Source organism: Dolichospermum sp. DET69 (assembly GCA_017355425.1).
Classification (GTDB): Bacteria; Cyanobacteriota; Cyanobacteriia; order Cyanobacteriales; family Nostocaceae; genus Dolichospermum.
The window spans coordinates 5,813,196-5,839,262 of sequence record CP070233.1 but is presented as its reverse complement, the minus strand read 5'-3'; the positions used below and the strand labels follow the sequence as shown (position 1 = coordinate 5,839,262).

At 39.5% G+C, this 26,067-nt stretch carries 26 protein-coding genes; 17 read left to right on the top strand and 9 right to left on the bottom strand.

Going from position 1 to position 26,067, the window contains the following annotated elements; all coding sequences use genetic code 11:
- The first annotated feature begins 133 nt into the window (after positions 1-133).
- Positions 134-1,396 (top strand): trypsin-like peptidase domain-containing protein, encoded by a 1,263-nt coding sequence (locus EZY12_26720; protein QSX70855.1) that lies wholly within the window; start codon positions 134-136, stop codon positions 1,394-1,396.
- A gap of 378 nt (positions 1,397-1,774) precedes the next feature.
- On the opposite strand, the gene EZY12_26715 is transcribed toward EZY12_26720, so the two are convergent.
- Positions 1,775-2,014, bottom strand: coding sequence for an AbrB/MazE/SpoVT family DNA-binding domain-containing protein (locus tag EZY12_26715; GenBank protein QSX70854.1), 240 nt, complete (start codon positions 2,012-2,014; stop codon positions 1,775-1,777).
- A 201-nt stretch (positions 2,015-2,215) separates the two neighbouring features.
- Here EZY12_26715 and EZY12_26710 point away from each other — a divergent pair, with 201 nt between their 5' ends.
- The 6 genes from EZY12_26710 to def (EZY12_26685) all read left to right on the top strand — a co-directional run bounded on the left by EZY12_26710 (position 2,216) and on the right by def (EZY12_26685) (position 6,302).
- On the top strand, positions 2,216-2,368 hold the full coding sequence (locus EZY12_26710) for a hypothetical protein (protein ID QSX68150.1): 153 nt from the start codon (positions 2,216-2,218) through the stop codon (positions 2,366-2,368).
- 76 nt (positions 2,369-2,444) lie between these two features.
- A complete protein-coding gene (locus EZY12_26705; protein ID QSX68149.1) occupies positions 2,445-3,365 on the top strand; it encodes a hypothetical protein in 921 nt (306 codons plus the stop codon).
- Between the two features lie 677 nt (positions 3,366-4,042).
- On the top strand, positions 4,043-4,576 hold the full coding sequence (gene def / locus EZY12_26700; GenBank protein ID QSX68148.1) for a peptide deformylase: 534 nt from the start codon (positions 4,043-4,045) through the stop codon (positions 4,574-4,576).
- A 523-nt stretch (positions 4,577-5,099) separates the two neighbouring features.
- Entirely contained in the window at positions 5,100-5,324 is a 225-nt protein-coding gene (locus EZY12_26695) for an AbrB/MazE/SpoVT family DNA-binding domain-containing protein (protein QSX68147.1), read from the top strand.
- On the top strand, positions 5,324-5,743 hold the full coding sequence (locus EZY12_26690) for a putative toxin-antitoxin system toxin component, PIN family (protein ID QSX68146.1): 420 nt from the start codon (positions 5,324-5,326) through the stop codon (positions 5,741-5,743). The genes EZY12_26695 and EZY12_26690 overlap by 1 nt, the downstream gene beginning before the upstream one ends.
- Positions 5,744-5,768: 25 nt before the next feature.
- Positions 5,769-6,302, top strand: coding sequence for a peptide deformylase (gene def, locus EZY12_26685; GenBank protein QSX70853.1), 534 nt, complete (start codon positions 5,769-5,771; stop codon positions 6,300-6,302).
- Positions 6,303-6,365: 63 nt separating this feature from the next.
- On the opposite strand, the gene EZY12_26680 is transcribed toward def (EZY12_26685), so the two are convergent.
- Entirely contained in the window at positions 6,366-7,274 is a 909-nt protein-coding gene (locus EZY12_26680; GenBank protein QSX68145.1) for a CoB--CoM heterodisulfide reductase iron-sulfur subunit B family protein, read from the bottom strand.
- 207 nt (positions 7,275-7,481) lie between these two features.
- Between EZY12_26680 and acpP the strand changes: the two genes are divergently transcribed.
- The 4 genes from acpP to EZY12_26660 all read left to right on the top strand — a co-directional run bounded on the left by acpP (position 7,482) and on the right by EZY12_26660 (position 12,735).
- A complete protein-coding gene (acpP, locus tag EZY12_26675; GenBank protein QSX68144.1) occupies positions 7,482-7,736 on the top strand; it encodes an acyl carrier protein in 255 nt (84 codons plus the stop codon).
- Positions 7,737-7,975: 239 nt separating this feature from the next.
- Positions 7,976-9,235, top strand: a complete 1,260-nt coding sequence (gene fabF, locus EZY12_26670; GenBank protein ID QSX68143.1) for a beta-ketoacyl-ACP synthase II — start codon at positions 7,976-7,978, stop codon at positions 9,233-9,235.
- A gap of 333 nt (positions 9,236-9,568) precedes the next feature.
- Complete coding sequence (gene tkt / locus EZY12_26665) at positions 9,569-11,581, top strand: transketolase (protein QSX68142.1); 2,013 nt, start codon at positions 9,569-9,571, stop codon at positions 11,579-11,581.
- Positions 11,582-11,859: 278 nt separating this feature from the next.
- Complete coding sequence (locus tag EZY12_26660) at positions 11,860-12,735, top strand: M23 family metallopeptidase (protein QSX68141.1); 876 nt, start codon at positions 11,860-11,862, stop codon at positions 12,733-12,735.
- 82 nt (positions 12,736-12,817) lie between these two features.
- Here EZY12_26660 and EZY12_26655 read toward each other — a convergent pair whose 3' ends face one another.
- The gene (locus EZY12_26655) at positions 12,818-16,075 is read right to left on the bottom strand and encodes an SBBP repeat-containing protein (GenBank protein ID QSX68140.1); all 3,258 of its coding nucleotides are present in this window, start codon (positions 16,073-16,075) and stop codon (positions 12,818-12,820) included.
- 1,057 nt (positions 16,076-17,132) lie between these two features.
- Here EZY12_26655 and EZY12_26650 point away from each other — a divergent pair.
- Positions 17,133-17,669 (top strand): late competence development ComFB family protein, encoded by a 537-nt coding sequence (locus tag EZY12_26650; GenBank protein QSX68139.1) that lies wholly within the window; start codon positions 17,133-17,135, stop codon positions 17,667-17,669.
- A 207-nt stretch (positions 17,670-17,876) separates the two neighbouring features.
- Here the strand turns inward: EZY12_26650 and EZY12_26645 are convergent, their stop codons facing one another.
- The gene (locus EZY12_26645) at positions 17,877-18,560 is read right to left on the bottom strand and encodes a L,D-transpeptidase family protein (protein ID QSX70852.1); all 684 of its coding nucleotides are present in this window, start codon (positions 18,558-18,560) and stop codon (positions 17,877-17,879) included.
- 257 nt (positions 18,561-18,817) lie between these two features.
- On the opposite strand from EZY12_26645, the gene EZY12_26640 reads away from it, so the two are divergent.
- A complete protein-coding gene (locus EZY12_26640; GenBank protein QSX68138.1) occupies positions 18,818-19,474 on the top strand; it encodes a sigma-70 family RNA polymerase sigma factor in 657 nt (218 codons plus the stop codon).
- A 193-nt stretch (positions 19,475-19,667) separates the two neighbouring features.
- Positions 19,668-20,144 (top strand): zf-HC2 domain-containing protein, encoded by a 477-nt coding sequence (locus tag EZY12_26635; GenBank protein QSX68137.1) that lies wholly within the window; start codon positions 19,668-19,670, stop codon positions 20,142-20,144.
- A 172-nt stretch (positions 20,145-20,316) separates the two neighbouring features.
- On the opposite strand, the gene EZY12_26630 is transcribed toward EZY12_26635, so the two are convergent.
- The 4 genes from EZY12_26630 to EZY12_26615 all read right to left on the bottom strand — a co-directional run bounded on the left by EZY12_26630 (position 20,317) and on the right by EZY12_26615 (position 23,707).
- Positions 20,317-20,604 (bottom strand): hypothetical protein, encoded by a 288-nt coding sequence (locus tag EZY12_26630; GenBank protein ID QSX68136.1) that lies wholly within the window; start codon positions 20,602-20,604, stop codon positions 20,317-20,319.
- Between the two features lie 64 nt (positions 20,605-20,668).
- A complete protein-coding gene (locus tag EZY12_26625; GenBank protein ID QSX68135.1) occupies positions 20,669-20,938 on the bottom strand; it encodes a hypothetical protein in 270 nt (89 codons plus the stop codon).
- Between the two features lie 206 nt (positions 20,939-21,144).
- A complete protein-coding gene (locus tag EZY12_26620) occupies positions 21,145-22,233 on the bottom strand; it encodes a nucleotidyltransferase domain-containing protein (protein QSX70851.1) in 1,089 nt (362 codons plus the stop codon).
- Positions 22,234-22,447: 214 nt separating this feature from the next.
- Positions 22,448-23,707, bottom strand: a complete 1,260-nt coding sequence (locus EZY12_26615) for a transposase (protein ID QSX70850.1) — start codon at positions 23,705-23,707, stop codon at positions 22,448-22,450.
- Between the two features lie 109 nt (positions 23,708-23,816).
- Between EZY12_26615 and tnpA the strand changes: the two genes are divergently transcribed.
- From tnpA to rpmA, 3 genes are all read left to right on the top strand, one after another.
- Positions 23,817-24,218, top strand: coding sequence for an IS200/IS605 family transposase (gene tnpA / locus EZY12_26610; protein ID QSX68134.1), 402 nt, complete (start codon positions 23,817-23,819; stop codon positions 24,216-24,218).
- 271 nt (positions 24,219-24,489) lie between these two features.
- Positions 24,490-24,918: a 50S ribosomal protein L21 gene (rplU, locus tag EZY12_26605; GenBank protein QSX68133.1), complete on the top strand. Its 429-nt coding sequence runs from the start codon at positions 24,490-24,492 to the stop codon at positions 24,916-24,918.
- Positions 24,919-25,041: 123 nt separating this feature from the next.
- Positions 25,042-25,326 (top strand): 50S ribosomal protein L27, encoded by a 285-nt coding sequence (gene rpmA / locus EZY12_26600; GenBank protein ID QSX68132.1) that lies wholly within the window; start codon positions 25,042-25,044, stop codon positions 25,324-25,326.
- Positions 25,327-25,610: 284 nt separating this feature from the next.
- Here rpmA and EZY12_26595 read toward each other — a convergent pair whose 3' ends face one another.
- Positions 25,611-26,036 (bottom strand): hypothetical protein, encoded by a 426-nt coding sequence (locus EZY12_26595; GenBank protein ID QSX68131.1) that lies wholly within the window; start codon positions 26,034-26,036, stop codon positions 25,611-25,613.
- Between the last annotated feature and the right edge of the window lie 31 nt (positions 26,037-26,067).

Genomic DNA, 26,067 nt, shown 5'->3' with positions numbered 1-26,067 from the left:
TCACACCACCTTTATCCGTAATTCGTCATTACTAATTCGTAATTACTTCTGTGTCACCTATAATCATTTTCCTAAAAACCAAGTAGCCAATATCTTAACACCTACTAACGAATACACAAGCAATAACCAGATCATGAAGATTAATAATCATAACCGAGCATCTAAAAATATTTATACCAGGTTTTTCCTCCAAAACTTGGGAAATAAGGGTAAAAAATGGGTAGCAGTGTGTGGTGTAGCCGTTTTCATGCTCGGAGGTTGTACCAGTTTCAAAAAAACCACCTCAGAAATTGAACCTAGCAATGCTCAAGCACAAAAAACTACTGCAACCACAACAGAAATTGCTCCTGGTGCGATTTTTTCCTCCTCTGGAGATCCTAACTTTGTTGTCAAAGTCGTACAAAAAGTAGGAGGTGCAGTTGTTCGCATTGATTCCACTAGAACTGTCACCACTCAAGCTCCAGACGAATTTTCCGATCCCCTTTTTCGCGGCTTTTTTGGCAATAGAGTCCCTTCACAACAAAGAGAAAGAGTAGAAAGAGGTAGCGGTTCGGGATTTATCATTAATTCATCTGGGCAAATTTTAACTAATTCCCACGTTGTCGACGGTGCTGATTTAGTTACAGTTACTCTCAAAGATGGCCGGACTTTTAAAGGTAAGGTATTAGGTGAAGATGCGGTAACAGATGTTGCTGTAATTCAAATTGAAGCTAATAACTTACCCACCCTAGCTTTAGGTAAGTCGGATACTTTGCAACCAGGAGAAGCCGTTATCGCTATTGGTAATCCCTTGGGTTTAAATAATACTGTCACCTCTGGAATTATCAGTGCCACAGATCGTTCTAGTAGTGATATTGGTGCCAGTGATAAGCGTGTTGATTATCTGCAAACAGATGCAGCAATTAATCCTGGGAACTCCGGTGGGCCATTACTAAATTACCGTGGTGAAGTCATTGGGATGAATACAGCAATTATTCAAGGCGCTCAAGGTTTAGGATTTGCTATTCCTATTAATACTGCCCAAAAAATTGCTGAGGAAATAATTGCTAAAGGTAGAGTTGATCATCCCTATTTGGGAATACAAATGGTAACATTAACACCAGAAGTTAAGGAAAAAATAATTGCTAGATTTGGTGGTAAAATAAATTTATCTGCAAATCAAGGAATTCTCTTAGTGAGAATTGTTGCTAATTCCCCCGCAGCGATCGCTGGATTACGCCCAGGAGATGTGATCAAAACTATTAATAATCAACCAGTTCTCAAAGTTGATGAAGTCCAAAGAATAGTAGAAAATAGTAAAATTGGTGTTCCTTTACAAGTGCAAGTAGAACGTGATGGGAAAATTGCTCAACTCTTAGTTAAACCTGCACCGTTACCAGTTAATAAAGAAAATTGATATTTAGTCATTTGTCCGGGATTTCCTACCCAGATTCTCAAAACTGATAGAACTTGGCGTTGCTAATAGCCTCCATGGCGATCGCCATATTATGCAACGCCAAAATTTTTATACTCAAAACGGTTGGGACATGGAATGAAAGTAAAATCACGAAAAACCTAGATTTGTAGGGGTTTAGCAATGCTAAACCCCTACCCGCTTAAATCAAATAATTAAGCCGTGTTGAATATAATTCACGTGATTTTTGTGTTTATTCTTCATTTCTCATAGCTTTCTTAATCAGATTTAAGCCAGTTTTCTACTTTTAAATTAGGAACGCGAGAAAATTCACGAACATTGGCAGTATATTAGTGTCGAGTAAGTAAGAATAAGACATTTTTACAGTTCAATATCATCTAGGGATAATAATCCTTCATCAACATTGGGAAAATCTTCTTCAATATCATCTAAGGTGGCAAAAATTTCCAGGAGGGATTTTTTCTGATAGGGTTCTATGATCAGTTTTCCGTCTTCTTGTCGGATAATTACTTCTGTTGTTGATAGGTTTAATTCTTGAGGAATTATTAAGGTTTGGGTGTTACCTGCTTGAATAAGTTGGACATGATATTCTGTACTCATTGTCATGATCCTTTTCTGTGGTTTTATGGGATTAGGAAATAGCAACTTGACATCTAAGTAGGTTAGCATTGAAAATCGTCGTTATGGCACTAAGCAAGAGGCGAGAGTGAAGAGGGTTTGGGCGATTTTACTTTTCGTTACACAGATTGGTTTTATTGTGTTCACATACTTAGATTACGTCCAGGAGATGTGATCAAAAGTATGAATAATCAACCCGTTTTCAAAGTTGATGAGGTTCAAAAAATAGTAGAAAATAGTAAAATTGGCATTCCTTTACAAGTAAAAGTCGAGCGTAATGGCAAAATTTCTCAATTCTTAGTTAAACCTGCACCTTTACCAGTTAACAAGGAATAAAATTCCTTAGAAACTGTCAGAATCAGGATATCCAGAATTAAAGGATGAACAGGATGGCAACAGGAATTAAAATCAGATGACTCGCTTTATACATGATCAATTTGCAAAACAATATCTAACAGAACTATTAACACCTTATGGACAAGTAGAAACCAGTAAAGATATTACCGCAGAAGTTAGACAAATTGACCTATTATTTATTCCTGACCCACAACCGGCACAAAGCCTAGAAAAACTAGGTTTGCTGGGGAGAATGGCCACAAATTATGCCATATTTGAACCATTCCGTAATCCTGTCAGCAGAAGTGAAATTCGCAGTTGTATAGGTAAATTATTTGACGTTCATGCGGATTTAGAACGGCAAGCTAAACGCAATGAGACGCGAATCAATGAAACTGAATTAGCCCAATTATGGATTTTTACGCCAACAGCATCGGTAGATATACTAGAGAGCTTTAATGGTACTCTGGATGAAACAAACTGGGGAAAAGGCATTTATTTTTTATCAACAGGGTTAAAAACCGTAGTTGTAGCGATTCATCAACTACCCAGTACACCCGAAACACTGTTTTTACGGGTTTTAGGGAGAGGAAAAGTACAAAGACAAGCAGTGGAAGAATTAGAAGCACTAGCAAATAATAGTCCGTTCCTTGGGGATATTATAGAATTAGTACATAACCTAATTGCTGTGTTATCGGCTCGTCAGCGTCAGGAACACGATATTGATCAAGATGATCAGGAGTTAATTATGAAATTATCCCAAATGTATCAACAACAGTTAGAAGAGATTAAAAAACAAGAACGACAAGAAGGACTTGATAGAGGGATACAAAGAGAAAGACGCGCTATGATTGAAAGTATCTTGCAAGTGCGTTTTGGGGAAGTTGATTCACAATTAGCAACAATTATCAACCCTCTCATTGCTATGAATAGAGAGGAATTTACTCCTTTGCTTTTACAATTATCCCGTGAGGAATTATTAGCTAGATTTGTGTGAATGAGTTCCACAAAGCGAACAGTATTCGTATTAGGTAGGGGTAAATTAAGCCACAGATACCATATACTTATGCAACCTCAGTATAAATGGCTTATTTGTTTAGCTGACGGCGGTTAGGTGGTTTTGGTAAAGAGGTATGTCAAATTTATGAGCATTGCTAAACCAAGTTGCTAAACTAAGAAAAATGCAGTTACTTATAAGTGCAGTTAGCCTTGACAAACTTTTCAGCTACCTTGCTGATGTCTGAATCTATAATTTCCCAATTATCCCAAGGTAATTTCATTTGACCAGGGGATGATTTATTTTTGCTTTTGCTTTTACTTTTCATCACATTTGGCAGCTCTTCCGTGTCCTCTAAGCTGCGGAGTGCTTCGTTTATTCCGTAACTCGTGCGAGGTACAAGGCGACGCAAACGACGGAAGGCGATCGCACATCATCAATGGTATAATCACTATCACTTCAAAAAGCGGTGATCTACAGCGGTTTCCGCTTTTATGAGGTACAAAGTTGAATCATGAAACTCTTGTGGTGCGGGCATCTTGCCCGCTAGATATGTACCTCATAACAGCGGGAAGTGCTGTATTTAAATTGAAATAAAACTGTCTGAATCAGGATGTCCACCGATTAAAGGATGAAGAGGATGGAAACAGGAATTAAAAAAATAGATTTGAAACATAATGAATGAATTAGCACCAATCATTAAATTAGGTAATCCGATATTACGACAAAAAGCTGCTGCGGTTGAGAATATTCAAGATGAGAAAATTCAAAACCTGATTGATGAATTAATTACCTCAGTTGCTCAAGCTAATGGGGTGGGAATTGCAGCACCACAAATAGCAGCATCCTACCGTTTATTTATCGTGGCTTCCCGTCCTAATGCTAGATATCCCCACGCACCAGAAATGCAGCCGACCGCAATGATTAACCCCCGAATTATTGCCAATTCTTCAGAAATGGTAAAAGGTTGGGAAGGTTGTTTGAGTGTACCTGGCGTTAGGGGTTTAGTTCCTAGATATCAAACAATTCAAATTGAATATACAGACCGTAATGGTAATTTACAAAAGCAAGAATTAACTGATTTTATTGCCCGAATCTTTCAACATGAATATGATCATCTGGAAGGATTAGTATTTTTAGATCGTGTAGAAAACAATCGGGATTTAATCAGTGAAGAAGAATATCAGAAATTAATCAGTAGCAATGGGTGATTGGTAATGGGTAATGGGGATTGGGTACTACAGTAAACAAATATTAAGTTGTTAAAAGTAACACTTGCTTGTATCTACGCTTTAGTGTATTGTCAATTATAAGTAATTTGACAACATCTACACCAAGCACCTAAACCGATGACCCTGATCAAATCCTCTGAAACACTGAACTTGAATGGGCTAACTCCTGATGATCTGTTAGGTGTTGTGCAAGCGCGCCTGGAAATGATAGCTTACAGGACGCTACGCTATAAGCTACAGATGGCTTATTTGTTTGGCTTCCACACCCGCCAGGGAATAAATTCCCTGTCTAATAGCTCAAGTCCGTTAAAACAGACTAATAAATTTTCCTAGTATTCAGTCATCTTTAGATGACTTTTGCTATGAGACTGGGAATTCATTCCCAGGCGGTTAGGTGGTTCTGGTAAAATTGATTATCAATGAATAGTAAAAAAAAGATGTTTTTTTGTATATACTCAAGTAAGGATTCCTTACATTTTCTGTAAAGGCTAGGAGACAAGTCATGCTCGCCAAATTAACTTCTAAGAATCAGCTAACGCTGCCTAAAAGTATTACCCGTGAAATAATGGGAGAGTCCGAGTATTTTGAGGTCAAGGTAGAGAATGGGCAAATTATTCTCACTCCTGTGAAAATTCAGAGGGCTGATGCGGTTCGATCTAAATTGGCGGAATTAGACCTGAGTGAGCAGGATGTGGCTGATGCGGTAGCTTGGGCGCGTCAATTGTGATGGCTTCTCTTCGTGTTGTAATTGATACTAATATTATAGTCTCGGCGTTGATATTTGGGGGCAAAGTATCTAGGCTTCGTTTAGCATGGCAGAATGATCTTTTCATTCCCCTAGTTTCTAAAGCGACAACCACTGAGTTGATTCGAGTGCTGGCTTATCCCAAGTTTAAGCTCACGCCAACGGAGCAAGAAGATTTAATCTCGGATTATATCCTGTTTTGTGAGGCTGTGGCGATGCCTGATCGCTTACCTGTAATTCCTGAATGTCGTGACCCGTTTGATGTGCCTTTTTTACTTCTAGCTGTAGTCAGTGAGGCTGATTATCTCGTGACTGGCGATCATGATTTACTCAGTTTAAAAGATAATTTTTCTTGCCCGATTATCACTGCTGAAGATTTTCTCAATATTATTAATTATTAATGGTCAATGAATGACTGTGATAACAATGAATGAATTAGCACCAATCATTAAATTAGGTAATCCGATATTACGACAAAAAGCTATTTGGGTTGAAAATGTTCAAGATGAAAAAATTCAAAACCTAATTGATGAATTAATTACCTCAGTTGTTCAAGCTAATGGTGTGGGAATTGCTGCACCACAAATAGCAGCATCCTACCGTTTATTTATCGTCGCTTCTCATCCTAATGCCAGATATCCCCATGCTCCAGAAATGCCACCAACAGCAATGATAAATCCTCGAATTGTTGCCCATTCTTCAGAAATGATTAAAGATTGGGAAGGTTGTTTAAGTGTGCCGGGAATTAGGGGTTTAGTTCCTAGATATCAAACAATTGAAATTGAATATACAGACCGAAATGGTAATTTACAAAAACAAGAATTAACTGATTTTGTTGCCCGAATCTTTCAACATGAATATGATCATTTGGAAGGATTAGTATTTTTAGATCGGGTGGAAAACAATCAGGATTTAATCAGTGAAGAAGAATATCAAAAATCGGTGATTGGTAATGGGTAATTTTCTTATTTCTTTCTTTCTCCTGAGTTCTGAATTTTGGGCGCAGGCCCTGCGCCCCTACGTTTATGAGAATCCTAATTTTTCTAAAACTGGTTTTGTAGACACAATATGTCGTTCTAAACCTAATGCTTCAGGACTGACACCTAAAGCTAAAGCAATCAATTGAGGTAAATGTAAGATTGGTAAACCTAACTTTTGTCCAATTACTTTTTCTACTTCTGGTTGACGAGAATCTAAATTTAAATGACACAGAGGACATGGTGTCACAATACAATCAGCCCCATTAGCTAAAGCTTCTTGGATATGATTTCCGGCCATTTGGAAAGATTCTGTTGTTGCGTAGCTGGACAAAGGCCAACCGCAGCATTGAGTTCTACCACGATAATAAACAGGTGTTGCACCTATTGCCCGAAATACATTCTCCATTGCTTCGGGTTGAAAAGGGTCATCATAGGGCATAGACTTTTGAGCGCGGAGCAGATAACAGCCGTAAAAAGCCGCACATTTTAATCCGCTTAGTTTTTTAGTGACACGCTGTGTAATTTCCTCTAAACCGTAATCTGTGACTAAAGCATAAAGAAGATGTTTCACTTCTGTACTCCCCCGATAAGGAGAACAGCCTTCTTTTTCTAATAACCCATTAACTTTGGTGAGGTATTCGGGATTTGTGGATTGACATTCTTTTAATCGTTCATCAACATGACCAATTACACCCTGGCAAGTGCTGCAATGGGTGAGTAAAGGGAGATTTAAGGATTCTGCTAAAGCGATATTTCTGGCGTTAACGGTATCTTCTAATAGTTGAGAATCTTCTTTAAATGTACCAGAACCACAGCAAGCGGCTTTTTTTAGTTCAACCAGTTCAATACCCAAGGCTTGAGTGAGAGATTGGGTTGATAGATACAGTTCCCGACAAGCTCCTTGAGCTACACAACCTGGATAATAAGCGTATTTTAGCGTTTTAGATAGCATAAAAGTATATTTGCTTGACTGTTTAGAGATGATGGGGATTTTATTGATTGGTACTTGGGCCATTGAACTCTCTATCTCGGATTTTAATCCCCAGTTTTAATGATAGAACCTATACTCAGGTTCACCCTTTCCGATAAGATGTATATGGCCAAAAAAAACTTTGTTCATTTAGAGCAAATCATAGCAACTTGTTAAGGACTTTTATTTATGAGCCAATCCAATATTTTTGAAAAAGTTAAAGCAATTATCGTTGAACAACTTTCTGTTGAAGATCCTTCCATTGTGATTCCAGGAGCTAATTTTGTTGATGATTTAGGGGCTGATTCCCTAGATACAGTGGAGTTAGTTATGGCCTTAGAAGAAGAATTTGATATCGAAATTCCTGATGAAGCAGCTGAAAAAATTCTCACTGTTCAAGACGCAGTGGATTATATCAGCAATAAAGTTCCTGCATCCGCATAGATAAGTTGTAATTCAGTATTGGCGGGTTTAAAGAAATACTTTAACGGTATCCAGTTTAACTGAATAAACCCGCCTGTGCATGAATAGTAAGCGTCTAAACTGTAAGTTCGACTTTCAGAAAAGTCCCAAAATTTCATAATATTGAGCAAACAGTATCCTCTTAAATCAGGATACTTAACTAGGAACTCAGCCCTCTTAACTGTTCAACCTGCTGCTTTTTCGCCATATTTAATGCCATCATGACAGACTATAAACGTAACCGCGTTGTTATAACAGGTGTAGGCGCGATTACTCCTATTGGTAACACACCAGCCGAATATTGGGAAGGATTATTAAGCGGACGGAATGGGATTGACTATATCACCGCTTTTGATGCCTCTAAACATAATTGTCGCATTGCGGGTGAAGTTAAAAACTTCGATCCTCACGATTATTTGGATCGTAAAGAAGCCAAGCGCATGGATCGGTTTGCCCAATTGGGTGTAGCAGCGGCTAAACAAGCTGTTGCAGATTCAGGTTTAATAATTGATGATCTTAACGCTGAAGAAGTTGGTGTGATCATCGGTTCTGGCATTGGTGGGATTAAGGTATTAGAAGACCAACAAACCATTTATTTAGATCCAACACGTGGTCCTAGTCGTTGTAGTCCCTTCATGATTCCCATGATGATTGCCAATATGGCAGCAGGATTAACAGCAATTCATACTGGTGCAAAAGGTCCGAATTCCTGTTCTGTAACAGCTTGTGCGGCTGGTTCTAATTCTATTGGGGATGCTTTCCGGCAGATTCAAAATGGCTATGCTAAAGCCATGATTTGCGGTGGCTGTGAAGCCGCAGTGACACCTCTATCAGTGGCAGGGTTTGCGGCTGCTCGCGCCCTATCCTTCCGCAATGATGATCCAGCCCATGCTTGTCGTCCCTTTGATAAGGATAGAGACGGTTTTGTCATGGGTGAAGGGGCAGGAATTTTAATTCTTGAAGAATTAGAACACGCTCTTAGTCGTGGCGCTAGGATTTATGGGGAAATTGTGGGTTATGGGATGACCTGTGATGCTTATCATATGACTTCTCCTATTCCTGGTGGTTTAGGTGCGGCTAGAGCGATTGAATTAGCTCTAAAAGATGGGGCGATCGCCCCAGAAATGGTAAGTTACATTAATGCTCATGGAACTAGTACATCAGCAAATGATGTGAATGAAACTAAGGCGATTAAAAAAGCTTTGGGAGATCATGCGTATAAAGTAGCTATCAGTTCTACTAAATCCATGACAGGACATTTGTTAGGTGGTTCTGGTGGGATTGAAGCCGTAGCGACAATTTTAGCGATCGCTCATGATCAAATTCCCCCTACCATCAATATCGAAAATCTTGATCCTGAATGCGATCTAGATTATGTCCCCCATACCAGCCGCGCTCAAGTAGTTGAGATAGCCTTATCTAATTCCTTTGGCTTTGGTGGTCATAATGTTACTCTAGCCTTCAAGAAATTTACTCACTAAAGATACTTGCTAGTCAGGTAATAGGTGACAGGTAAAGTTAATCACTTAATTACCCATTACCAAGACTTGTATTATCAATCCCTAAATAATTTTGCTCCTGGTTAGCTGTTAAAGAAGTGAACCTATGGCAAGTATGATAGAGATTATTCCTCGCCAAACCGTTAGTTGAGGATAACCAAATTATCGGCTTTATTCATCACTAAAAACTCAGAAGATCCCGCTTGTCTATTGACAATTGGGAATGAGATGATAAAGAGAGTGGGATCATTTGATAATGAACCCAGCCAGAAAAAGCTAAAAAGACTCCTAACCCATCGTTAACAATAAGAGATTATGGCTGTTGCAACCCAATCCATCCAAGAACTTTGTATTAATTCCATCCGCTTTTTGGCTGTAGATGCCATAGAAAAATCTAAATCAGGACACCCTGGACTACCGATGGGCGCGGCTCCCATGGCTTTTGTCCTTTGGGATAGCTTCATGCGCTATAATCCTAAAAATCCTCAGTGGTTTAACCGCGATCGCTTTGTTTTATCCGCTGGTCATGGTTCAATGTTGCAGTATGCCTTACTGTACTTGACAGGCTACGATAGCGTTACCATAGACGACATCAAGCAATTTCGTCAATGGGGTGCTAAGACCCCAGGCCACCCCGAAAACTTTGTTACAGCGGGTGTAGAAGTCACAACAGGCCCCTTGGGTCAAGGTATTGCCAATGCAGTTGGTTTAGCCGTAGCAGAAGCACATCTAGCTGCTAAATTCAACAAACCTGATGCCACAATCGTTGATCATTACACTTATGTGCTTGTTGGTGATGGTTGCAACATGGAAGGAATTTCTGGTGAAGCTGCTTCCATTGCCGGACACTGGGGATTAGGTAAACTCATTGCTCTTTATGACGACAACCACATCTCTATTGATGGTTCTACAGATGTAGCTTTCACTGAAGATGTTTCCAAACGGTTTGAAGCTTACGGTTGGCACGTTCTGCACGTTAAAAATGGTAACACGGATTTAGAAGGAATTGCCAAAGCGATCGCCGAAGCTAAAGCTGTGACAGACAAACCCACCCTGATTAAGGTGACAACCACCATTGGTTATGGTTCTCCTAACAAAGCTGATACTGCTGGGATTCATGGTGCCGCTTTGGGTCCTGATGAAACCATAGCTACCCGCAAAAATTTAGGTTGGGAATACGATGCTTTTGTCGTTCCTGAAGATGCTCTGAACTATGCACGTAAAGCAGTAGAACGTGGTGCTGGTTACGAATCTGACTGGAACAAGACTTATGCTGATTACACAGCTAAATATCCCCAAGAAGCGGCGGAATTTGAACGTTTCGTGAGCGGCAAATTACCAGACGGTTGGGATCAAGTATTACCTACCTACACAACCGAAGATAAAGCATTACCTACCCGTAAACATTCAGAAAATTGCCTCAATAAACTAGGGGCTGTTTTACCTGAGTTAATCGGTGGTTCTGCTGACTTAACCCACTCCAACCTCACTGAACTCAAAGGTGCTGGGGACTTCCAAAAAGGACATTTTGCAAACCGCAACATTCACTTTGGTGTCCGGGAACACGCCATGGGTGCAATCTGTAACGGTATGGCGTTACATAACTCAGGTTTAATTCCTTACGGTGCAACCTTCCTGATCTTCACAGATTATATGCGGGCTGCTATTCGTTTGGCTGCTCTTTCTGAAGCCGGCTCAATTTGGGTTATGACTCACGACTCCATTGGCCAAGGTGAAGATGGTCCCACACACCAACCCATTGAAACCCTTGCTTCTCTGCGAGCTATTCCTGATTTAACCGTCATTCGTCCCGCAGACGGAAACGAATGTTCTGGAGCTTATAAAGTCGCAATTGAGAAGTCTAAAGCACACGCTTCCACATTATTGGCGTTCACTCGTCAAAATGTCCCTAACTTAGCCGGTACATCTATTGCAGGTGTTGCTAAGGGTGGATATACAATTGTTGATTCTCAAGGTACACCTGATATCATCCTGATTGGTACAGGTTCAGAATTGAGTCTCTGTGTTAGTGCAGCGGAAAAACTCACAGCGGAAGGTAAGAAAGTTCGGGTTGTTTCTATGCCTTCCTCTACCTTGTTTGATACACAAGACGCAGCTTATAGAGAATCAATTCTCCCTAAAGCTGTTACTAAACGTGTATCCGTAGAAGCTGCTAGTAGCTTCGGTTGGCACAAATATATCGGTTCTGAAGGCGATACCGTAAGTATTGATACTTTTGGTGCTTCTGCTCCTGGTGGTATTTGTTTAGAGAAGTTCGGTTTCACAGTTGATAATGTTTTAGCTACAGCCAAAGCATTGTTAGGTTAATCCTGGTAGGATATTCTCTGATTTTGTCGGGTGGGCTGAAAAAGCTCACCTTTTTTCATGCAAAAAGTCTATATTAATTAAGTCGCTAGGTTGAGAAAGGGTAATATGGCGGTTATCGCTCTTGATGTAATAGTATCTGGGGCGCAGGCCCTGCGCCCCTACAGGCTTTGCGATTTACTGACTGGATCTCACCAAGAGTGCATACTGCTATAGGTAATAGTCTTCACTAATGACTAATAACTAATGACTAATGACTAATAACTAATAACTAATAACTAATGACTAAGTATAAATTACCGTATTCCCAAATATTCATAGGCATAATTGCTGCTGTTCCTATGGCTTTAGGTTTACCTGCAAGGGCTTTAGAGGTACAGGTATTACCTAAAAATCCGCAACTGGGAGATACAATTTCCGTAGTAATTGAGGCAAACGCTCAAGAAAAAACTAGTAATCCCACCGTGACAGTTGGGGAAAAAACATATCCAGCTTTTGAAATTGCACCTCGTCAATACCGTTCTTTTGTTCCCACAACTCCCTTAGAAAAAGCTGGAGTCAGAACAATTAAAATTTCCGAAGATGGACAAGAACAAAATATATCAGTAAAGGTGCGCGATCGCAAATTTCCCGTTCAACGCATTACCTTACCACCTGGAAAAGCTGGAGTTGATGCTACTGAATATGAACTGAAGCGAGTAAAAGAATTGAAAGCCCTGCAAACACCGGAAAAATATTGGAGTAGTGCTTTCCTCGCTCCCAATGCTGGGCGAACATCTACTAAATATGGTGTCCGTCGCTACTACAATGGTGAATTTGCCAAAGACTATTACCATCGTGGACAGGACTACGCGGGGGGAGAGGGTTCACGTGTAATCGCCCCTGCGGCTGGACGGGTTGCTTTAGTTGGTACAGTCTCCCAAGGATTTCGGGTTCATGGTAACGTAGTAGGTATTGATCACGGTCAAGGAGTTGTGAGCATTTTCATGCACCTAAGTCGTATTAATGTCAAAGAAGGTGATTTTGTGCAAGCAGGGCAAAAAATTGGTGCAGTAGGTTCAACAGGTGCATCTACAGGACCACACTTACACTGGGGTTTGTATGTGAATGGACAATCTGTTGATCCACTACCTTGGAAAGCTCAAAAAATTGATTAAGTAGGGGCGTATTGCAATACGCCCCTACTTAAGTTGACACCTATAAGCAGTGCTAAACCCCTACCCAACAGTAGATATTAAGCTAAACAAGCAAACTGAAATCGCTACTGTTGAGAGTGATATCAGGATTACCTAAATAAGCAAATTCAAACACTGATGTTGCACCTAAAGCAGCACCATTTTGGTTATAGAACAGACTACCAGAGCTTTGACTAAAGACAATACGAGCAGCACTTCCGTCTACTAAATCATTATTTGTCACCACGGCAAAGTCGGTTAAAGCCTGTCCGACAGTATCAGTAATGGCGTTAAAAGTGGTTTTACTTAATACAATTTGGTCTAATCCTGCTTCAAACTCGCTAATGTAATCAATGCCTAAGCTGGTAGCAAAGACACTAGAGCTTTGAAAGAGATATTTATCATTACCAACTCCTCCCGTTAAGATATCATCACCAAGTCCTCCCCAGAGGCTATCATTACCGCTGCCACCGTTGAGAAGATCATTACCTGCTCCTCCCCACAAAATATCATCTCCTCCTAGTCCTTGTAGGATGTCATTTCCATCACCGCCAATCAGCAGGTTGTTCTGTGTATTACCCGTGATCCGGTCATTTCCTGTGCCACCGGTGGCGTTTTCAATGACGTTATTGGCAGAGAGAATGAGTTTCAAGTTGCTATTAACTGTCTGCAAGGTGCTTACACCTAAATTCACATTTATAGCAGTAGTTGTGCCTGTGAAGTCAAGGGTATCAATTCCACCTGTTGTGGTTTCGATAATTGTGTCAGTTCCTAATGCAGTTTTAGCAACAAAAGAGTATGTATCATTGCCATCCAGACCTGTAAGGGTATTATTAGCACTATTACCCGTAATGACGTTATTGCCGGCATTACCTGTACCGTTAATCGCGGTTGTTCCTGTTAGAGTCAGGTTTTCCACATTGGCTGGTAGGGTGGTGGTAACAGAAGCAGTCACGGTATCACTGATGGTGGTAGTGACAGTTTTAGTTGTCCCTAATACGGCATTTGTAGGGGAAGTTAGAGACACAGTAAAGGTTTCATTGACTTCATTTAGGTCATCATTGAGAATAGGAATATTGATGAGTTGACTGGTAATACCAGGGTTAAAGGTGAGAGTTCCGCTAGTGCTGGTATAGTCTGCTCCTGCTATGGCTGTACCGTTAGCAGTGGCATATTGGACGGTAATGCTTTGATCACTGGCACTGGAAAGAGTAACTGTATAACCAAGGTTTTGGGGACTTGTGAAACCTTCAACAATGGTTTGATTGGCACTGAGGTTAATACTAGGTAACAAATCATCGTTGATAATAGTTCCTGTGACGGCTGTTGTTGTCCCAATAGTGTAATTTGTTCCCGCAACGAGTGTTAAAGCTACCGTTTCATCACTTTCAAAGGTGGTATCTGCTGTGGGGTCTATGGTTAAAATTGCCGTGGCTGAATTAGCTGCAAAGGTAATGGTTTTTCCTGTGCCTGGGGTTGCCCCTGTATAATCGCTACTGTTTGCTGTACCCGCAATGCTGTAGTTGACGGTTAAGGCGTTGGTTGTAATATCACGAGTAAAGGTGTAAACCAGATTAGCTGCGCCATCTTCAGTTACACTACTGGGTGATAGGGATAAATCAATGGTAGGGGCGATATCTAGCTTGGTGATAAAGGCATCAAGACCACCATTATTAGTCTGTCCATCCAGGTTGCTTAAAGTAGAACCACTTACATAGATAGCACCGTCGCTGACTGTTGCTAGGGCATAAGTAACGTCATAATTGCTACCTCCCAACAGCTTTGTCCAGGACTTGGTGCCATCTGGTAAGTATTTGGTGATAAAGGCATCACCACCACCATTATTAGTCTGTCCATCCAGGTTGCTACTAGTATAGCCACTGACATAAATAGCACCGTCGCTGCCTGTGGTTAGGGCATAGGCAACGTCATAATTGCTACCTCCCAACAGCTTTGTCCAGGACTTGGTGCCATCTGGTAAGTATTTGGTGATAAAGGCATCATAACTACCATTATTAGTCTGTCCATCCAGGTTGCTATTAGTATAGCCACTGACATAAATAGCACCGTCGCTGCCTGTGGTTAGGGATCTGGCATCGTCATAATTACTACCTCCCAACAGCTTTGTCCAGGACTTGGTGCCATCTGGTAAGTATTTGGTGATAAAGGCATCAAAACTACCATTATTACTCTGTCCATCCAGGTTGCTACCAGTATAGCCACTGACATAAATAGCACCGTCGCTGCCTGTGGTTAGGGATCTGGCATCGTCATAATTGCTACCTCCCAACAGCTTTGTCCAGGATTTGGTGCCATCTGGTAAGTATTTGGTGATAAAGGCATCATAACTACCATTATTAGTCTGTCCATCCAGGTTGCTACTAGTATAGCCACTGACATAAATAGCACCGTCGCTGCCTGTGGTTAGGGCATAGGCAACGTCATAATTGCTACCTCCCAACAGCTTTGTCCAGGACTTGGTGCCATCTGGTAAGTATTTGGTGATAAAGGCATCATAACTACCATTATTAGTCTGTCCATCCAGGTTGCTATTAGTAAAACCACTGGCATAAATAGCACCGTCGCTGCCTGTGGTTAGGGCTTTGGCTTCGTCATAACTGCTACCTCCCAACAGCTTTGTCCAGGACTTGGTGCCATCTGGTAGGTATTTGGTGATAAAGGCATCAAAACTACCATTATTACTCTGTCCATCCAGGTTGCTACCAGTATAGCCACTGACATAAATAGCACCGTCGCTGCCTGTGGTTAGGGCTTTGGCTTCGTCATAACTGCTACCTCCCAACAGCTTTGTCCAGGCTGTTGCAGGAGTTGAGTTTTCTACCTGGATAGTTTGCCCATTGAGGGTAATTGTGGCTTGGTCATTTTCTGCTTTTAATTGCTGTAATGTGGCAACATCTAGAGTTTTACCCTGTACTAAGTCGGCAAAAATCTTTCCTTCATCTCCAGAACTATCTGTCTGGTTGATATGAGCATCTACAAAATGTCCAATTTCCTCTAACAATACTGCACTCAGGGCTGTAGTTGTGGCATTGGCAACGAAGGTATCTGACAAGTAAATCCTATTTGTGCTAGTAGCATAAGCACCATTCGCATTGCCCAGAATGCTACTACTCAGAATCTCTATTTGGGGAAGTTGAGTGAAATCACCTTTTTTCCACTGTAACCGCAGAATTTCTGCTGCACTGCGGTTGTATTGGTTACTAAAGGAAGTATCAAAAACTTGCCAAAAGTTGTTTGCACCAGAAACAGTTTTCAGTTGATTGTATGTTAGTGTCAGGGCGGAATTAAGAAAGAGATTCATAGATTTGGTTAAATGTATGATTGGTAAAATTGGAGCTTTGCTATAAAAACCACATTTATAGTAGGGGTGTATTGCAATACGCCCCTACTTATCTGTTAGCTTCTACACCCGCCCAGAAATGAATTTCACAGGCTTTTAACCAAAGTCTACTAAAGTAGACTAAAGATTTTTGGAATATTTAGTCATCTTTAGATGACTTGAGCTATGAGACTGGGAATTCATTCCCAGTCGGGATTTAGGTTTTACGTTAAGTATTGCAATACGCCCCTACCTATCTGTTAGCTTCTACACCCGCCCAGAACTGAATTTCACAGGCTTTTAACCAAAGTCTACTAAAGTAGACTAAAGATTTTTGGAATATTTAGTCATCTTCAGATGACTTGAGCTATGAGACTGGGAATTCATTCCCAGTCGGGCTGCTAAACCCCTACACGTCTATTTTTGTCCTAATCCTGAAAAAATCCATTTCTAACCCGTGTTTAGTATACTACCATTAGGCATATACATCATGCTGTGTAGTGTAGCATGATTTAAAAATTCAAGTGTGTATTTTTTAAATAGATAGGACTTACGCATTGACAAAAAATATCAAATATATTTTGCTATAAAAACCACATTTATCCTAGGGGTAAAGCAAGAGCTTCATTAGTGTCAACTTAACGTAAAACCGATGTCCCACCTGGGAATAAATTCCCAGTCTAATAACAAAAGTCATCAAAAGATGACTAAATATCCCGAAAATCTTTAGTCCACTTTAGTGGACTTGAGCTATTAGACAGGGAATTGATTCCCTGGCTGGCGAGTTTAGAAGCTAAAAGATAAGTAGAGGCGTATTGCAATACGCCCCTACAATAAATGTGATTTCTAGAGCCATATATATTCAGTATTTTTATCAATGCGTAAGCGCAAGTTAATGAACCATTCCGAATCTGTGAAAAGCCTATGCTATATTCATTCTAAATTCCGCTCTGCGGTAGTAGCTATGGGAAATTTGATGTTTCCATCCAGAAATACATTTTTTCATCCTATAATTGTTACACACTACCCACAATGTTTTATGAGTATTGAAAAAATAGTACAACAAGCTCTTGAAGATGGTCACTTAACTGCGACAATGGAAGCAGAAGTTGGGCATATTTGCGATAACGCTTCAGAATTGTCAATCGAAGAGTACATGGCCTTAGATCGCCTCATGGGTGCATTGTTGACTGGTGAGGTAGTAGCAGTACCTCGCAAACAATTTATCAACGTCATGGAAGAGTTGGTACTAACCAAAGTAATTGCCAAAGTAGCAGAAATTGAAGTAACCAGCGAAAGTTCTCTAGATGTGGGAGATATAACTGCCTATGCCCTCAATAGACTACCTCCTCTCTATGCAACGACAGAAGAAGGTGCGAAATATCAACGAGAAAAAGCTAAAACAGAACTTGATGGTTTAATATGCCAACAAGTCAGCGAAGCCATATCTAAGTATTTAGATAGACCTAATTTCTTCCCAGAACGTCAAGCATTGAACAAAAACATTGGTCCAGAAGTTTTAACTCAAGTTACTACATTACTCCAGACTCACGCATCTAATTTTGAGGGAAAATAACTATTAGAATTTAGAATTTAGAATTTAGAATGAATACAGCATAAGCTTTTCACAGATTTGGAATGGTTCATTAACTTACGCCGGACTGTACTAGGGTTTGCTAAATAAGTCTTTTCGTGAAGCCTAGGAGTCACCGAGTCAAATGCGACGCTGTGGCATCGAATGACACTCACTGCGAAGCCTGACTTGGTAATTGCTACCATATTCTTATTCACGAACTGATACTTGTGTACCTATACTGACTTGACTATACAACATTCTGACATCAGAATTACGCATTCTGAGACAGCCGTGAGAAACAGCCGCTCCCACCAAATCAACATTCGGTGTACCATGAAAGCCAAGTTCGTTCCGACCATCAGACCAAAAACCAATCCATCTATCTCCTAAAGGACTATCAGTACCCCCCGCAAAGACAGCACCTGTAATAGGATGTCGCCAAATGGGATCGTGTTCTTTGTGGATAATTTTAAAATTGCCAATTGGTGTTTCCCAGCCTTTTTTGCCGATAGCGATTGGGTAACTAGCTATTACTTCATTATATTGAAAAACATAGACACGGCGATCGCTTAAATCCACCACCACTTGAGTTTTATTTAATACTGGGATTGACCGCTTTCTCTGATTGACTGGATCTGCAAAACTATCCAGACTTGATTTCTGTGTTGTCCATTCAGCAGATTTTTGGGGAGAGGTAGGTACGGAAGCAGCAATTGCACTATTCCCAATTTCCACCTGTGAACCCTGGGGATAAACCTGTGTGGATGCAGACGGATCTAGTTGCGCTGTTGTTCTCATAGTGTGCCAATGGACAGCCAGAGATAAAATTGCCGTACCAAAACAGAGAAACATGACCATACTCGCTACAGATTCATTTCTTGCCATTGCCATTGCCATTGCCTATTCATTACCAGTCAAGTATTTAGTGGACAGTTTTCAATCTGATCACTATTCCTAATTTAACAAAGAGTTGATCCGTGTCTTCTTTTGCATTACTTTTCCATACCTACTCTACGATGAATAAAAAGCTAAAAACTCCTTTCTCTATATATTTCCGTGTTCCGATTATAAATCCGTCACCTTACTGAGGAACTTTTGACTTATGATCAAGTCTAATAGATAGGAGTGATTTAACGCCAGCCTGATCCATGAGTCAATCCATTAGTGTATCTTGGTCAACAGTTGATGCCACCTACCCAGCAGCATCCGTGCCAGTTGACAAACTCTCAAACCACGATCTCATTTTGCGCTGTCAAGTCGGATCGCGTCCAGACCGAACTGCCTTTTCAGAACTGTTGCGTCGCTATCAGACTCAAGTTGATCGAGTTTTATATCATTTAGCCCCTGATTGGTCTGACAGAGCCGATTTAGCCCAGGAAGTTTGGATTCGTGTCTATAGAAATATTAACCGACTACAAGAACCTGCTAAGTTCCGGGGTTGGTTAAGTCGTATTGCCACCAACTTGTTTTATGATGAATTACGTAAACGCAAACGAGTAGCTAGTCCCCTGTCACTGGACGCTCCGCGCTTATTAGATGACGGGGAAATGGACTGGGAAATTGCCGGTGATACCCCAAGTCCAGATGAGGAAATGACCACCAGAGAATTTTATGAGCAGTTGCGAGAAGCGATCGCTGATTTACCGGAGGTTTTTCGGACTACAATTGTTTTGAGAGAAATTGAAGGCATGGCTTATGAGGAAATTGCCGAAATTACCGGAGTTTCTCTGGGAACGGTGAAATCTAGAATAGCTAGAGCCAGATCTAGATTACAAACTCAGTTGCAAAGCTATCTAGATAATTAACACTATCAGGGAACCAAGCCTGGGTTTTTTGAGCTTGTCAAAGAACTGAGTTTTGCGCTTACAGAGAACTTCTATAATCTACATCATGTTTCCTCAATTCTATGGCAGATTTTAAGAAATATTAAGGACTGTCAACGAAAATATATATTTTCTGCCATTGAGAAGCAACAATGAATCAACTGGTACTATAAATATGGAGAAGCGCGATTGTTTCGAGTTATTAAGTGCTTACCTGGATGGCGAAGTCACAGCTACTGAACGCAGGCAAGTCGAGGAGTGGCTGTCAACTGATGTCTCCATCAAATGCTTGTATAAAAGACTATTAAATCTTAGACAAGGTTTGCAGGGTATACCTGTTCCAACAACTTCTCAGTCATCAGAAACAACAATTAATCAAGTTTTAGCCCGTGTTAATCGCCGTTACCGCTTGAATTGGACATTAGGTGGTGCAGTCGTAGCCGCTTGTATTCTGGGGGCAATATCTGGTTTATTCTCAGGTAATTCCAGAATGCTAGAAATTGCTACAACACAACCAACAGAATTAACACCAACAGCGACACAGCCAGCAGTTACAGATTCACCTTTAATGGTGGCTTTAAATAACCCAGTTATTGAAATTCCGAAAACAGCAGTAGCTCCCAACGCAAAGCCAGTTAATAACTTCAATTAACAGGTAAACTGCAAATACTTCACCAGTCATTAAGCAGCACACCCCAAGCCCAATCTAACGATGAGCAATTTAGCTCGTAAACCTCTATGTACTGGCAATTATAGAGGTTTTTTGATGTGGGTTAATTTCTTTGCTAGTAATCTTCTAAATTATCTAATGCATTCTTTTAATTTTAATCATTCAAAACCAAAGAAACAAAAGCTGTTCCTTCTGGTAAGTTATGGGTAATAAATTGTTTAGCTATAGATACACTTTGTTGAGAATCATCAATTTCACTTAAATCTAATGATCCAGGATCTTCGGATATTTGATCATTGATATAATACCATAAATCTACACCTAAAACGGAAATATTTCTTTCTGCAATTTCGTTAATAAATTCCAGTGCATTAGCAGGAGTTAATAGCAATTCTCCAGCTTTAATAAATCCTGTTTTTTGATATTTATCAATTAATTTCATGTTTTTTACTCCTGAATTACTTATTAGTGAAAATATGACTGGTATTTATTAATAAAAATTTAATTTAGTATTGTTTTTCAATCCAATTAGGATCATTAATGTCACTTACCTGAACTACATCACCTGTGATGTCATTACAAACGATGTATGCACCATCACTCATGTAATATACAGTAGCAGGATCATCTTTTCTTGTACCATCCATATTATACCTTTTATCTCTTGTTTTTTCCGTTTTACCAGGATTTAAGTAAACTAATTCCAGCATTTCTTCTGTCCAACCCCTTTTACTCATTTGTTGTTTTATTTTTCTTCCAATATTTAATTTTGGCATCTTAATTGAACTTGTTTTTTAATATTTGTTTAGTTGATACATTTTAATTATAATTACGATGAATAATATTTTGTTGATGAACAACTGCTAGAATTTCTAGAATGTCTATGAGTAGTTTAATCGTTTGTTCTTCAGTCCACTTTTTACCAAAGACAATTTCTTGATTACGAAACCTACCGGAGACATCTTTCCAATTTCCAGATTTCCTACCAACCTTGCATTTCTACCAACTCCATACACAAATCATTAATTTGTTCCAAGTCTGGACGATGTGGTAAACTAGATTGATTATAAAAAATATCCATTTGAGCTACTAAATCTTCCGCCATTTTCATCAACTCTTCATAAGCATAATCACCCCGGAGAATAGCTTTCAAATCATCAATATCACCAGCTAAATTTCTATCTACAGTTACTTCTCCCCGTTGCAAAATTTCCAAGCCACTCCGCAGCAATCTAATACAGTGCATTCCATGTTTTAAATCATAACCTGATTTTTTTTCCATTTCTGCTCTAGCGGGATTTCTATTTTCCTGCCAAGATATATAAGCCTTCCATTCTCTTAAAGCAATTTGATAACTTTGACTTTTTTGCAACAGACGAATAAAGTCTTTACGTCCATGAGTTAAATTTTGCGTATATTCTAAAGTTTCATCTGCTAAAGTGTATTGTTTTAAAAGACCTTTAAAATCAATATCCGCTGTCAATAACTTATATAACTGCTCTGACTCTTCTAAAAACTCAATTTTCCCCCTAATCAAAAGATAAAGATATTCTAGAAAAGCATTTAATTCATCTTTACTTAAAGGAATTTCATCTATAATATCAAAATCCGCAGGAAGAGGTTTTTTAGTAGGTGGATTTAACAACCATTTACGGTGAGTTTCGATTTTTTTAAGTTGAGCAAAAGCATAACCAGAATAAGTATGTTTTACCTTTTTACTCAAAAATAAATGGCGGTGATTAATTAAATGTTGTCCGATATTTGTTAAGAAAGGATAATTTTTTAACCAGAGCAATTCTAAAACATTGGGATTTGCACCAGCCAATAAGTGGATAACTTTCCTTAATTCATAAATAACCGTATCTTCATTACCATCTATAAATGGAAATATTCCTGGTTCGTCCCAACCAGAATCCTTTTGTTCAATACTATCAAATCCTAAATAATAGCGTTTAGGAGCAATGAATACACCTCGATAATCATAATCTGATTCTGGACGGTTTAAACCATAACCATGACTACCAGCTAAACCCACAAAAATAGTTCTTTGTTCAACTTCTATTCTTTTCATCATGCACAATTAAATATAATATGGGCAGGCTAGAAGCCCACCCCACAATAAGTATAACATTCTTGTTAGGTGGGCTTGGTGAACTTCCAGCAGTCAACAATATTACTGTAAAACACTGTGTCCCGGTTAACTACAAACTCAAAAATTACCTTTTCGGAAATTAGTGGGAATTGACACTCTCAGGGCTAAAGCCGCTGAGATTCTGCGGACAGAATTAATTTAATTTAATTCTCGCTACGATTGCCAAAGATCGTCTACTGAGTTGATCAAGTGATAGACTCAACCTTCCCGATACTTTTCTTAAAATATTAGCTGCTCCGTTCAAATCTGCATTTACGAATGAACCATCGCCCGACTCATACAATCCACGCTTAACACGCTTTCCTGATGCTTTCCACCCTTCTGGCTTTTCGCCATACTTAGGTAGGGAGTCTCCATCTAGAAAACTAGCTTTTGACGTATATGCTTCTTCAGTTTCTTGAAATCTAATACCGTGCAATTCACAGAGTTGTCTTAATCTATCTTTAAGTTTACCCAATGGCATTTGGACAAACTTTTGATTGTTAATTCTCCCCATATTAGCGTTGGATTTAAACCCCTCGTTCCAGCCGATAACTAATGTACCAATACCATATTTTAAGCAATGGTCAATAATTAGTTTCGCTGCTTTATTAATACCATCACGCATTTGATGGTTACGTTTACGGGTTACACGGTCTAACCAAGCATCCCAATAAGCTTCTGATTTCCCCTCTTTTTTTGTTGATATTTTCTTGTTCCAAAGCTGATTCATGGCTTTCATTGACCGGGCATCAATCAATAGGGAATTACCCAATGTATCAACACAAGCCGCTAAATTATCAGCCGTTCCCAAGTCAATAGATAGAGCTTGATTAATGTCTAAATCATGCTGTTGTTTCTCAACTTCGTAAGACATCTCTAGATAAAAAGCACCGTTTTTAGGTAGGATAGTAAACTCCTTAACATGAGCTATATCTAAATTTGACGGCAGCGGTAGAAAAAATTCAGAAATTCCAAACCATCTTTTAACCGTTAGTCCCAACGAAAATCTAAGTTGTCCATTAACTAGAGTTGGTTTCTGTCCTCCACTATGAGGATAAGCAACCTTGAAAAGTTTAGAACCTGTTAGATAGCCGGGTACTTTAGGCTTAAAGTGTAATTGTCCTTTGATAAACAAAGAACGTAATTCTTTAAAAGATTTGAAGGCTTCTGTTACAGATAATAAAGTTTGTTGTGCGGGGATAGATGGCATCGATTGAGCAACCATAGTTTTAGACACTGAAGGCTCGTAAATCAAGTCGAACTTACCCGTTAACAACTTTCCAGTTTTAAAAAATGTTTGTCTAGCGAAATAAACACCACTGTTATACAGCTTCCCTGACTGCTGACAGAGATATTCTAATACTGCCTTTGTTTCATTATCGGGAGACAACAAAACCTGTTGTACTCCCATTGCTTTTTTATTTTTTGCCACCAAGTTACGATTGATGAGAAGTTGACTTCTCAAGAATAATTGATTAAGCTAGTATTGTCAATAGCTATTAAGAAAACAACAAGAGAATATGTTAACGCAAGAAGACTATAAAACCCACAACCACGTTAAATTCCTGGTTAATTACCATTTTGTTTGGATACCTAAACGACGGAAAAAAGTTTTAGTAGGAGAAATAGCAACAAGAGCGAGACAGATTTTTGCTGAACTGGCTATAGAAAAAGGTTGGGATATTTTAGCTTTAGAAGTAGCTCCAGACCATATCCACTTATTTATTAGCGTTAAGCCCACAGATACCCCACATTTAGTTATCAAGGCATTTAAAGGTCGTTCTAGCTTCTACTTGAGAAAAGAATTTCCCCAATTAAAAAAACTACCGTCTCTTTGGACAAGTAGTTATTTTATAAGCACCGCAGGGAATGTTAGTAGCGAATCCGTGAGGAGATATATTGAAGACCCGCATCACGGTTAATATAGAAAATACCAAAGCGGTTAAAACCGCTCGTGTCGCTTATATCTCAGGGCTAAAGCCGCTGAGTTTTACGCTTACCGCGAGGTCTTATAAAATTATATTTTTTAAAAGGTTGACTGATTAGCTATCTATCGGGTATTATAATAGATTGTCTGTCTAATTCCAAGCTCGGATCAGGTAGACATACTGCAAAAGCTGGCAAAAGCTATAAATAGCGTCTCTACAGGAGATTATAGCCAGCTACCTGTACGGCAACCTCAAGGACGATTTAATGACTTACGCGATTATTGAAACCGGCGGTAAACAAATGAAAGTAGAAGCAGGTCGCTTTTACGACATTGAACTACTAACCGCTGAACCAGATGAAAAAGTTACTATCAACGCAGTATTACTTGTACACCACGAAGGCGCACTTTCCATTGGCCAACCTTTAGTAGAAGGCGCAACAGTGGAAGGGACAATCATGCGACATTTCAGAGGTCGCAAAGTCCTGGTGTATAAGATGAAACCTAAAAAGAAAACCCGCAAAAAACGGGGACATCGCCAGGAAATCACCAGATTTTTGATTAATTCTATCAATCTTAACGGCGAAGTTTTAGCTTACGAAGAAGCGCCAACTAGTCCTGAACTTCCAGTTATTGATAGTGGTGATAGCGACTTCGTGGCAGAAACCGCAGCAGAATTATCTGAAGAATCGTAAATAAGGTTAAGTTGCTAGTTAGGCAAAAGGTGATAATAGAGTAATTACCAATTACCTTTTTCCCAGCCTAAACTAGATAACTAGCAACCTGGGATAAATAAAGTAAATAGAAAAGAGGGAATTATGGCTCATAAGAAGGGAACTGGTAGTACGCGTAACGGACGCGATTCTAATGCTCAACGTCTTGGTGTAAAGCGTTATGGTGGGCAAACTGTACGCGCAGGTAATATTCTAGTCCGTCAACGTGGTACTAAGGTTCACCCTGGCAACAACGTTGGTATTGGTAGTGATGATACATTGTTTGCTTTGATTGATGGTGTAGTAACCTTTGAAAGAAGAGGTAAAAGCCAGAAGAAAGTTAGCGTTTATGCAGTAGCTGTAGAAGTTGTAGAAGCTGTAGCCAGCTAGTTATTGGTTATTAACTACAGCAGTTCTTGATTGAGAGAGGTACATGAACCCCACCCCCAACCCCCTCCCCGCAAGCGAGGAGGGGGCTATAATGCCCATCATAACAGCAGGAAGCACTGTAAATTAATGACTAATAACTAATGACTAATGACTAATGACTAATGACTAATAACTAATAACTAATGACTAATGACTAATGACTAATGACTAATGACTAATGACTAATGACTAATGACTAATAACTAATGACTAATAACTAATGACTAATAACTAATGACTAATGACTAAATGTAGTGATTGATAAGTGCGCCCAATCCTAGACCTATCAGTGAGCAAGAAAATATACAGCCAAAAGCTAGTGCTGGTTTTAAACTAACTGCTTGAAAGTCTAGTTTAGCTAAAATGGTCGCGCATATAATGAGTAGAGTATCAAGAAATACCCGAAACCAAGCAATCATTAGAAAAAATAGGAACGCTGCTAAGATAGCCATACCAAAAGTCCTAGCGTTTGACTTGAAGAAAATATGCGAATAATCATCTAGTTTTAACCAAGGATTGGTGATACAAATTAGAGACAGCAGGATTGTCACCACAGTTATCAGCCTTACATACCAAGGGGCTTTTTCTTCAAATATTAACCAGCCCAATGTACTGTAACTCAGTAATACAAGTATTAGAGAAAACCAAGGAATCTTTTTCAAAATTGACATATAGCAGGAGTCAGGAATAAAACTGGCTTGA

Excerpts from the sequence above, each read along its gene's own strand:
- rpmA (QSX68132.1), top strand. The coding sequence starts at position 25,042 with ATGGCTCATAAGAAGGGAACTGGTAGTACGCGTAACGGACGCGATTCT.
- EZY12_26620 (QSX70851.1), bottom strand. The coding sequence starts at position 22,233 with ATGAAAAGAATAGAAGTTGAACAAAGAACTATTTTTGTGGGTTTAGCT.
- EZY12_26595 (QSX68131.1), bottom strand. The coding sequence starts at position 26,036 with ATGTCAATTTTGAAAAAGATTCCTTGGTTTTCTCTAATACTTGTATTA.
- def (QSX70853.1), top strand. The coding sequence starts at position 5,769 with ATGAATGAATTAGCACCAATCATTAAATTAGGTAATCCGATATTACGA.
- EZY12_26690 (QSX68146.1), top strand. The coding sequence starts at position 5,324 with ATGGCTTCTCTTCGTGTTGTAATTGATACTAATATTATAGTCTCGGCG.
- EZY12_26715 (QSX70854.1), bottom strand. The coding sequence starts at position 2,014 with ATGAGTACAGAATATCATGTCCAACTTATTCAAGCAGGTAACACCCAA.
- EZY12_26660 (QSX68141.1), top strand. The coding sequence starts at position 11,860 with ATGACTAAGTATAAATTACCGTATTCCCAAATATTCATAGGCATAATT.
- EZY12_26655 (QSX68140.1), bottom strand. The coding sequence starts at position 16,075 with ATGAATCTCTTTCTTAATTCCGCCCTGACACTAACATACAATCAACTG.
- tnpA (QSX68134.1), top strand. The coding sequence starts at position 23,817 with ATGTTAACGCAAGAAGACTATAAAACCCACAACCACGTTAAATTCCTG.
- EZY12_26650 (QSX68139.1), top strand. The coding sequence starts at position 17,133 with ATGAGTATTGAAAAAATAGTACAACAAGCTCTTGAAGATGGTCACTTA.
- rplU (QSX68133.1), top strand. The coding sequence starts at position 24,490 with ATGACTTACGCGATTATTGAAACCGGCGGTAAACAAATGAAAGTAGAA.
- EZY12_26630 (QSX68136.1), bottom strand. The coding sequence starts at position 20,604 with ATGAAATTAATTGATAAATATCAAAAAACAGGATTTATTAAAGCTGGA.
- acpP (QSX68144.1), top strand. The coding sequence starts at position 7,482 with ATGAGCCAATCCAATATTTTTGAAAAAGTTAAAGCAATTATCGTTGAA.
- fabF (QSX68143.1), top strand. The coding sequence starts at position 7,976 with ATGACAGACTATAAACGTAACCGCGTTGTTATAACAGGTGTAGGCGCG.
- EZY12_26680 (QSX68145.1), bottom strand. The coding sequence starts at position 7,274 with ATGCTATCTAAAACGCTAAAATACGCTTATTATCCAGGTTGTGTAGCT.
- EZY12_26615 (QSX70850.1), bottom strand. The coding sequence starts at position 23,707 with ATGGGAGTACAACAGGTTTTGTTGTCTCCCGATAATGAAACAAAGGCA.
- EZY12_26635 (QSX68137.1), top strand. The coding sequence starts at position 19,668 with ATGGAGAAGCGCGATTGTTTCGAGTTATTAAGTGCTTACCTGGATGGC.
- EZY12_26695 (QSX68147.1), top strand. The coding sequence starts at position 5,100 with ATGCTCGCCAAATTAACTTCTAAGAATCAGCTAACGCTGCCTAAAAGT.
- EZY12_26625 (QSX68135.1), bottom strand. The coding sequence starts at position 20,938 with ATGCCAAAATTAAATATTGGAAGAAAAATAAAACAACAAATGAGTAAA.
- tkt (QSX68142.1), top strand. The coding sequence starts at position 9,569 with ATGGCTGTTGCAACCCAATCCATCCAAGAACTTTGTATTAATTCCATC.
- def (QSX68148.1), top strand. The coding sequence starts at position 4,043 with ATGAATGAATTAGCACCAATCATTAAATTAGGTAATCCGATATTACGA.
- EZY12_26640 (QSX68138.1), top strand. The coding sequence starts at position 18,818 with ATGAGTCAATCCATTAGTGTATCTTGGTCAACAGTTGATGCCACCTAC.
- EZY12_26705 (QSX68149.1), top strand. The coding sequence starts at position 2,445 with ATGACTCGCTTTATACATGATCAATTTGCAAAACAATATCTAACAGAA.
- EZY12_26710 (QSX68150.1), top strand. The coding sequence starts at position 2,216 with ATGAATAATCAACCCGTTTTCAAAGTTGATGAGGTTCAAAAAATAGTA.
- EZY12_26645 (QSX70852.1), bottom strand. The coding sequence starts at position 18,560 with ATGGCAATGGCAAGAAATGAATCTGTAGCGAGTATGGTCATGTTTCTC.
- EZY12_26720 (QSX70855.1), top strand. The coding sequence starts at position 134 with ATGAAGATTAATAATCATAACCGAGCATCTAAAAATATTTATACCAGG.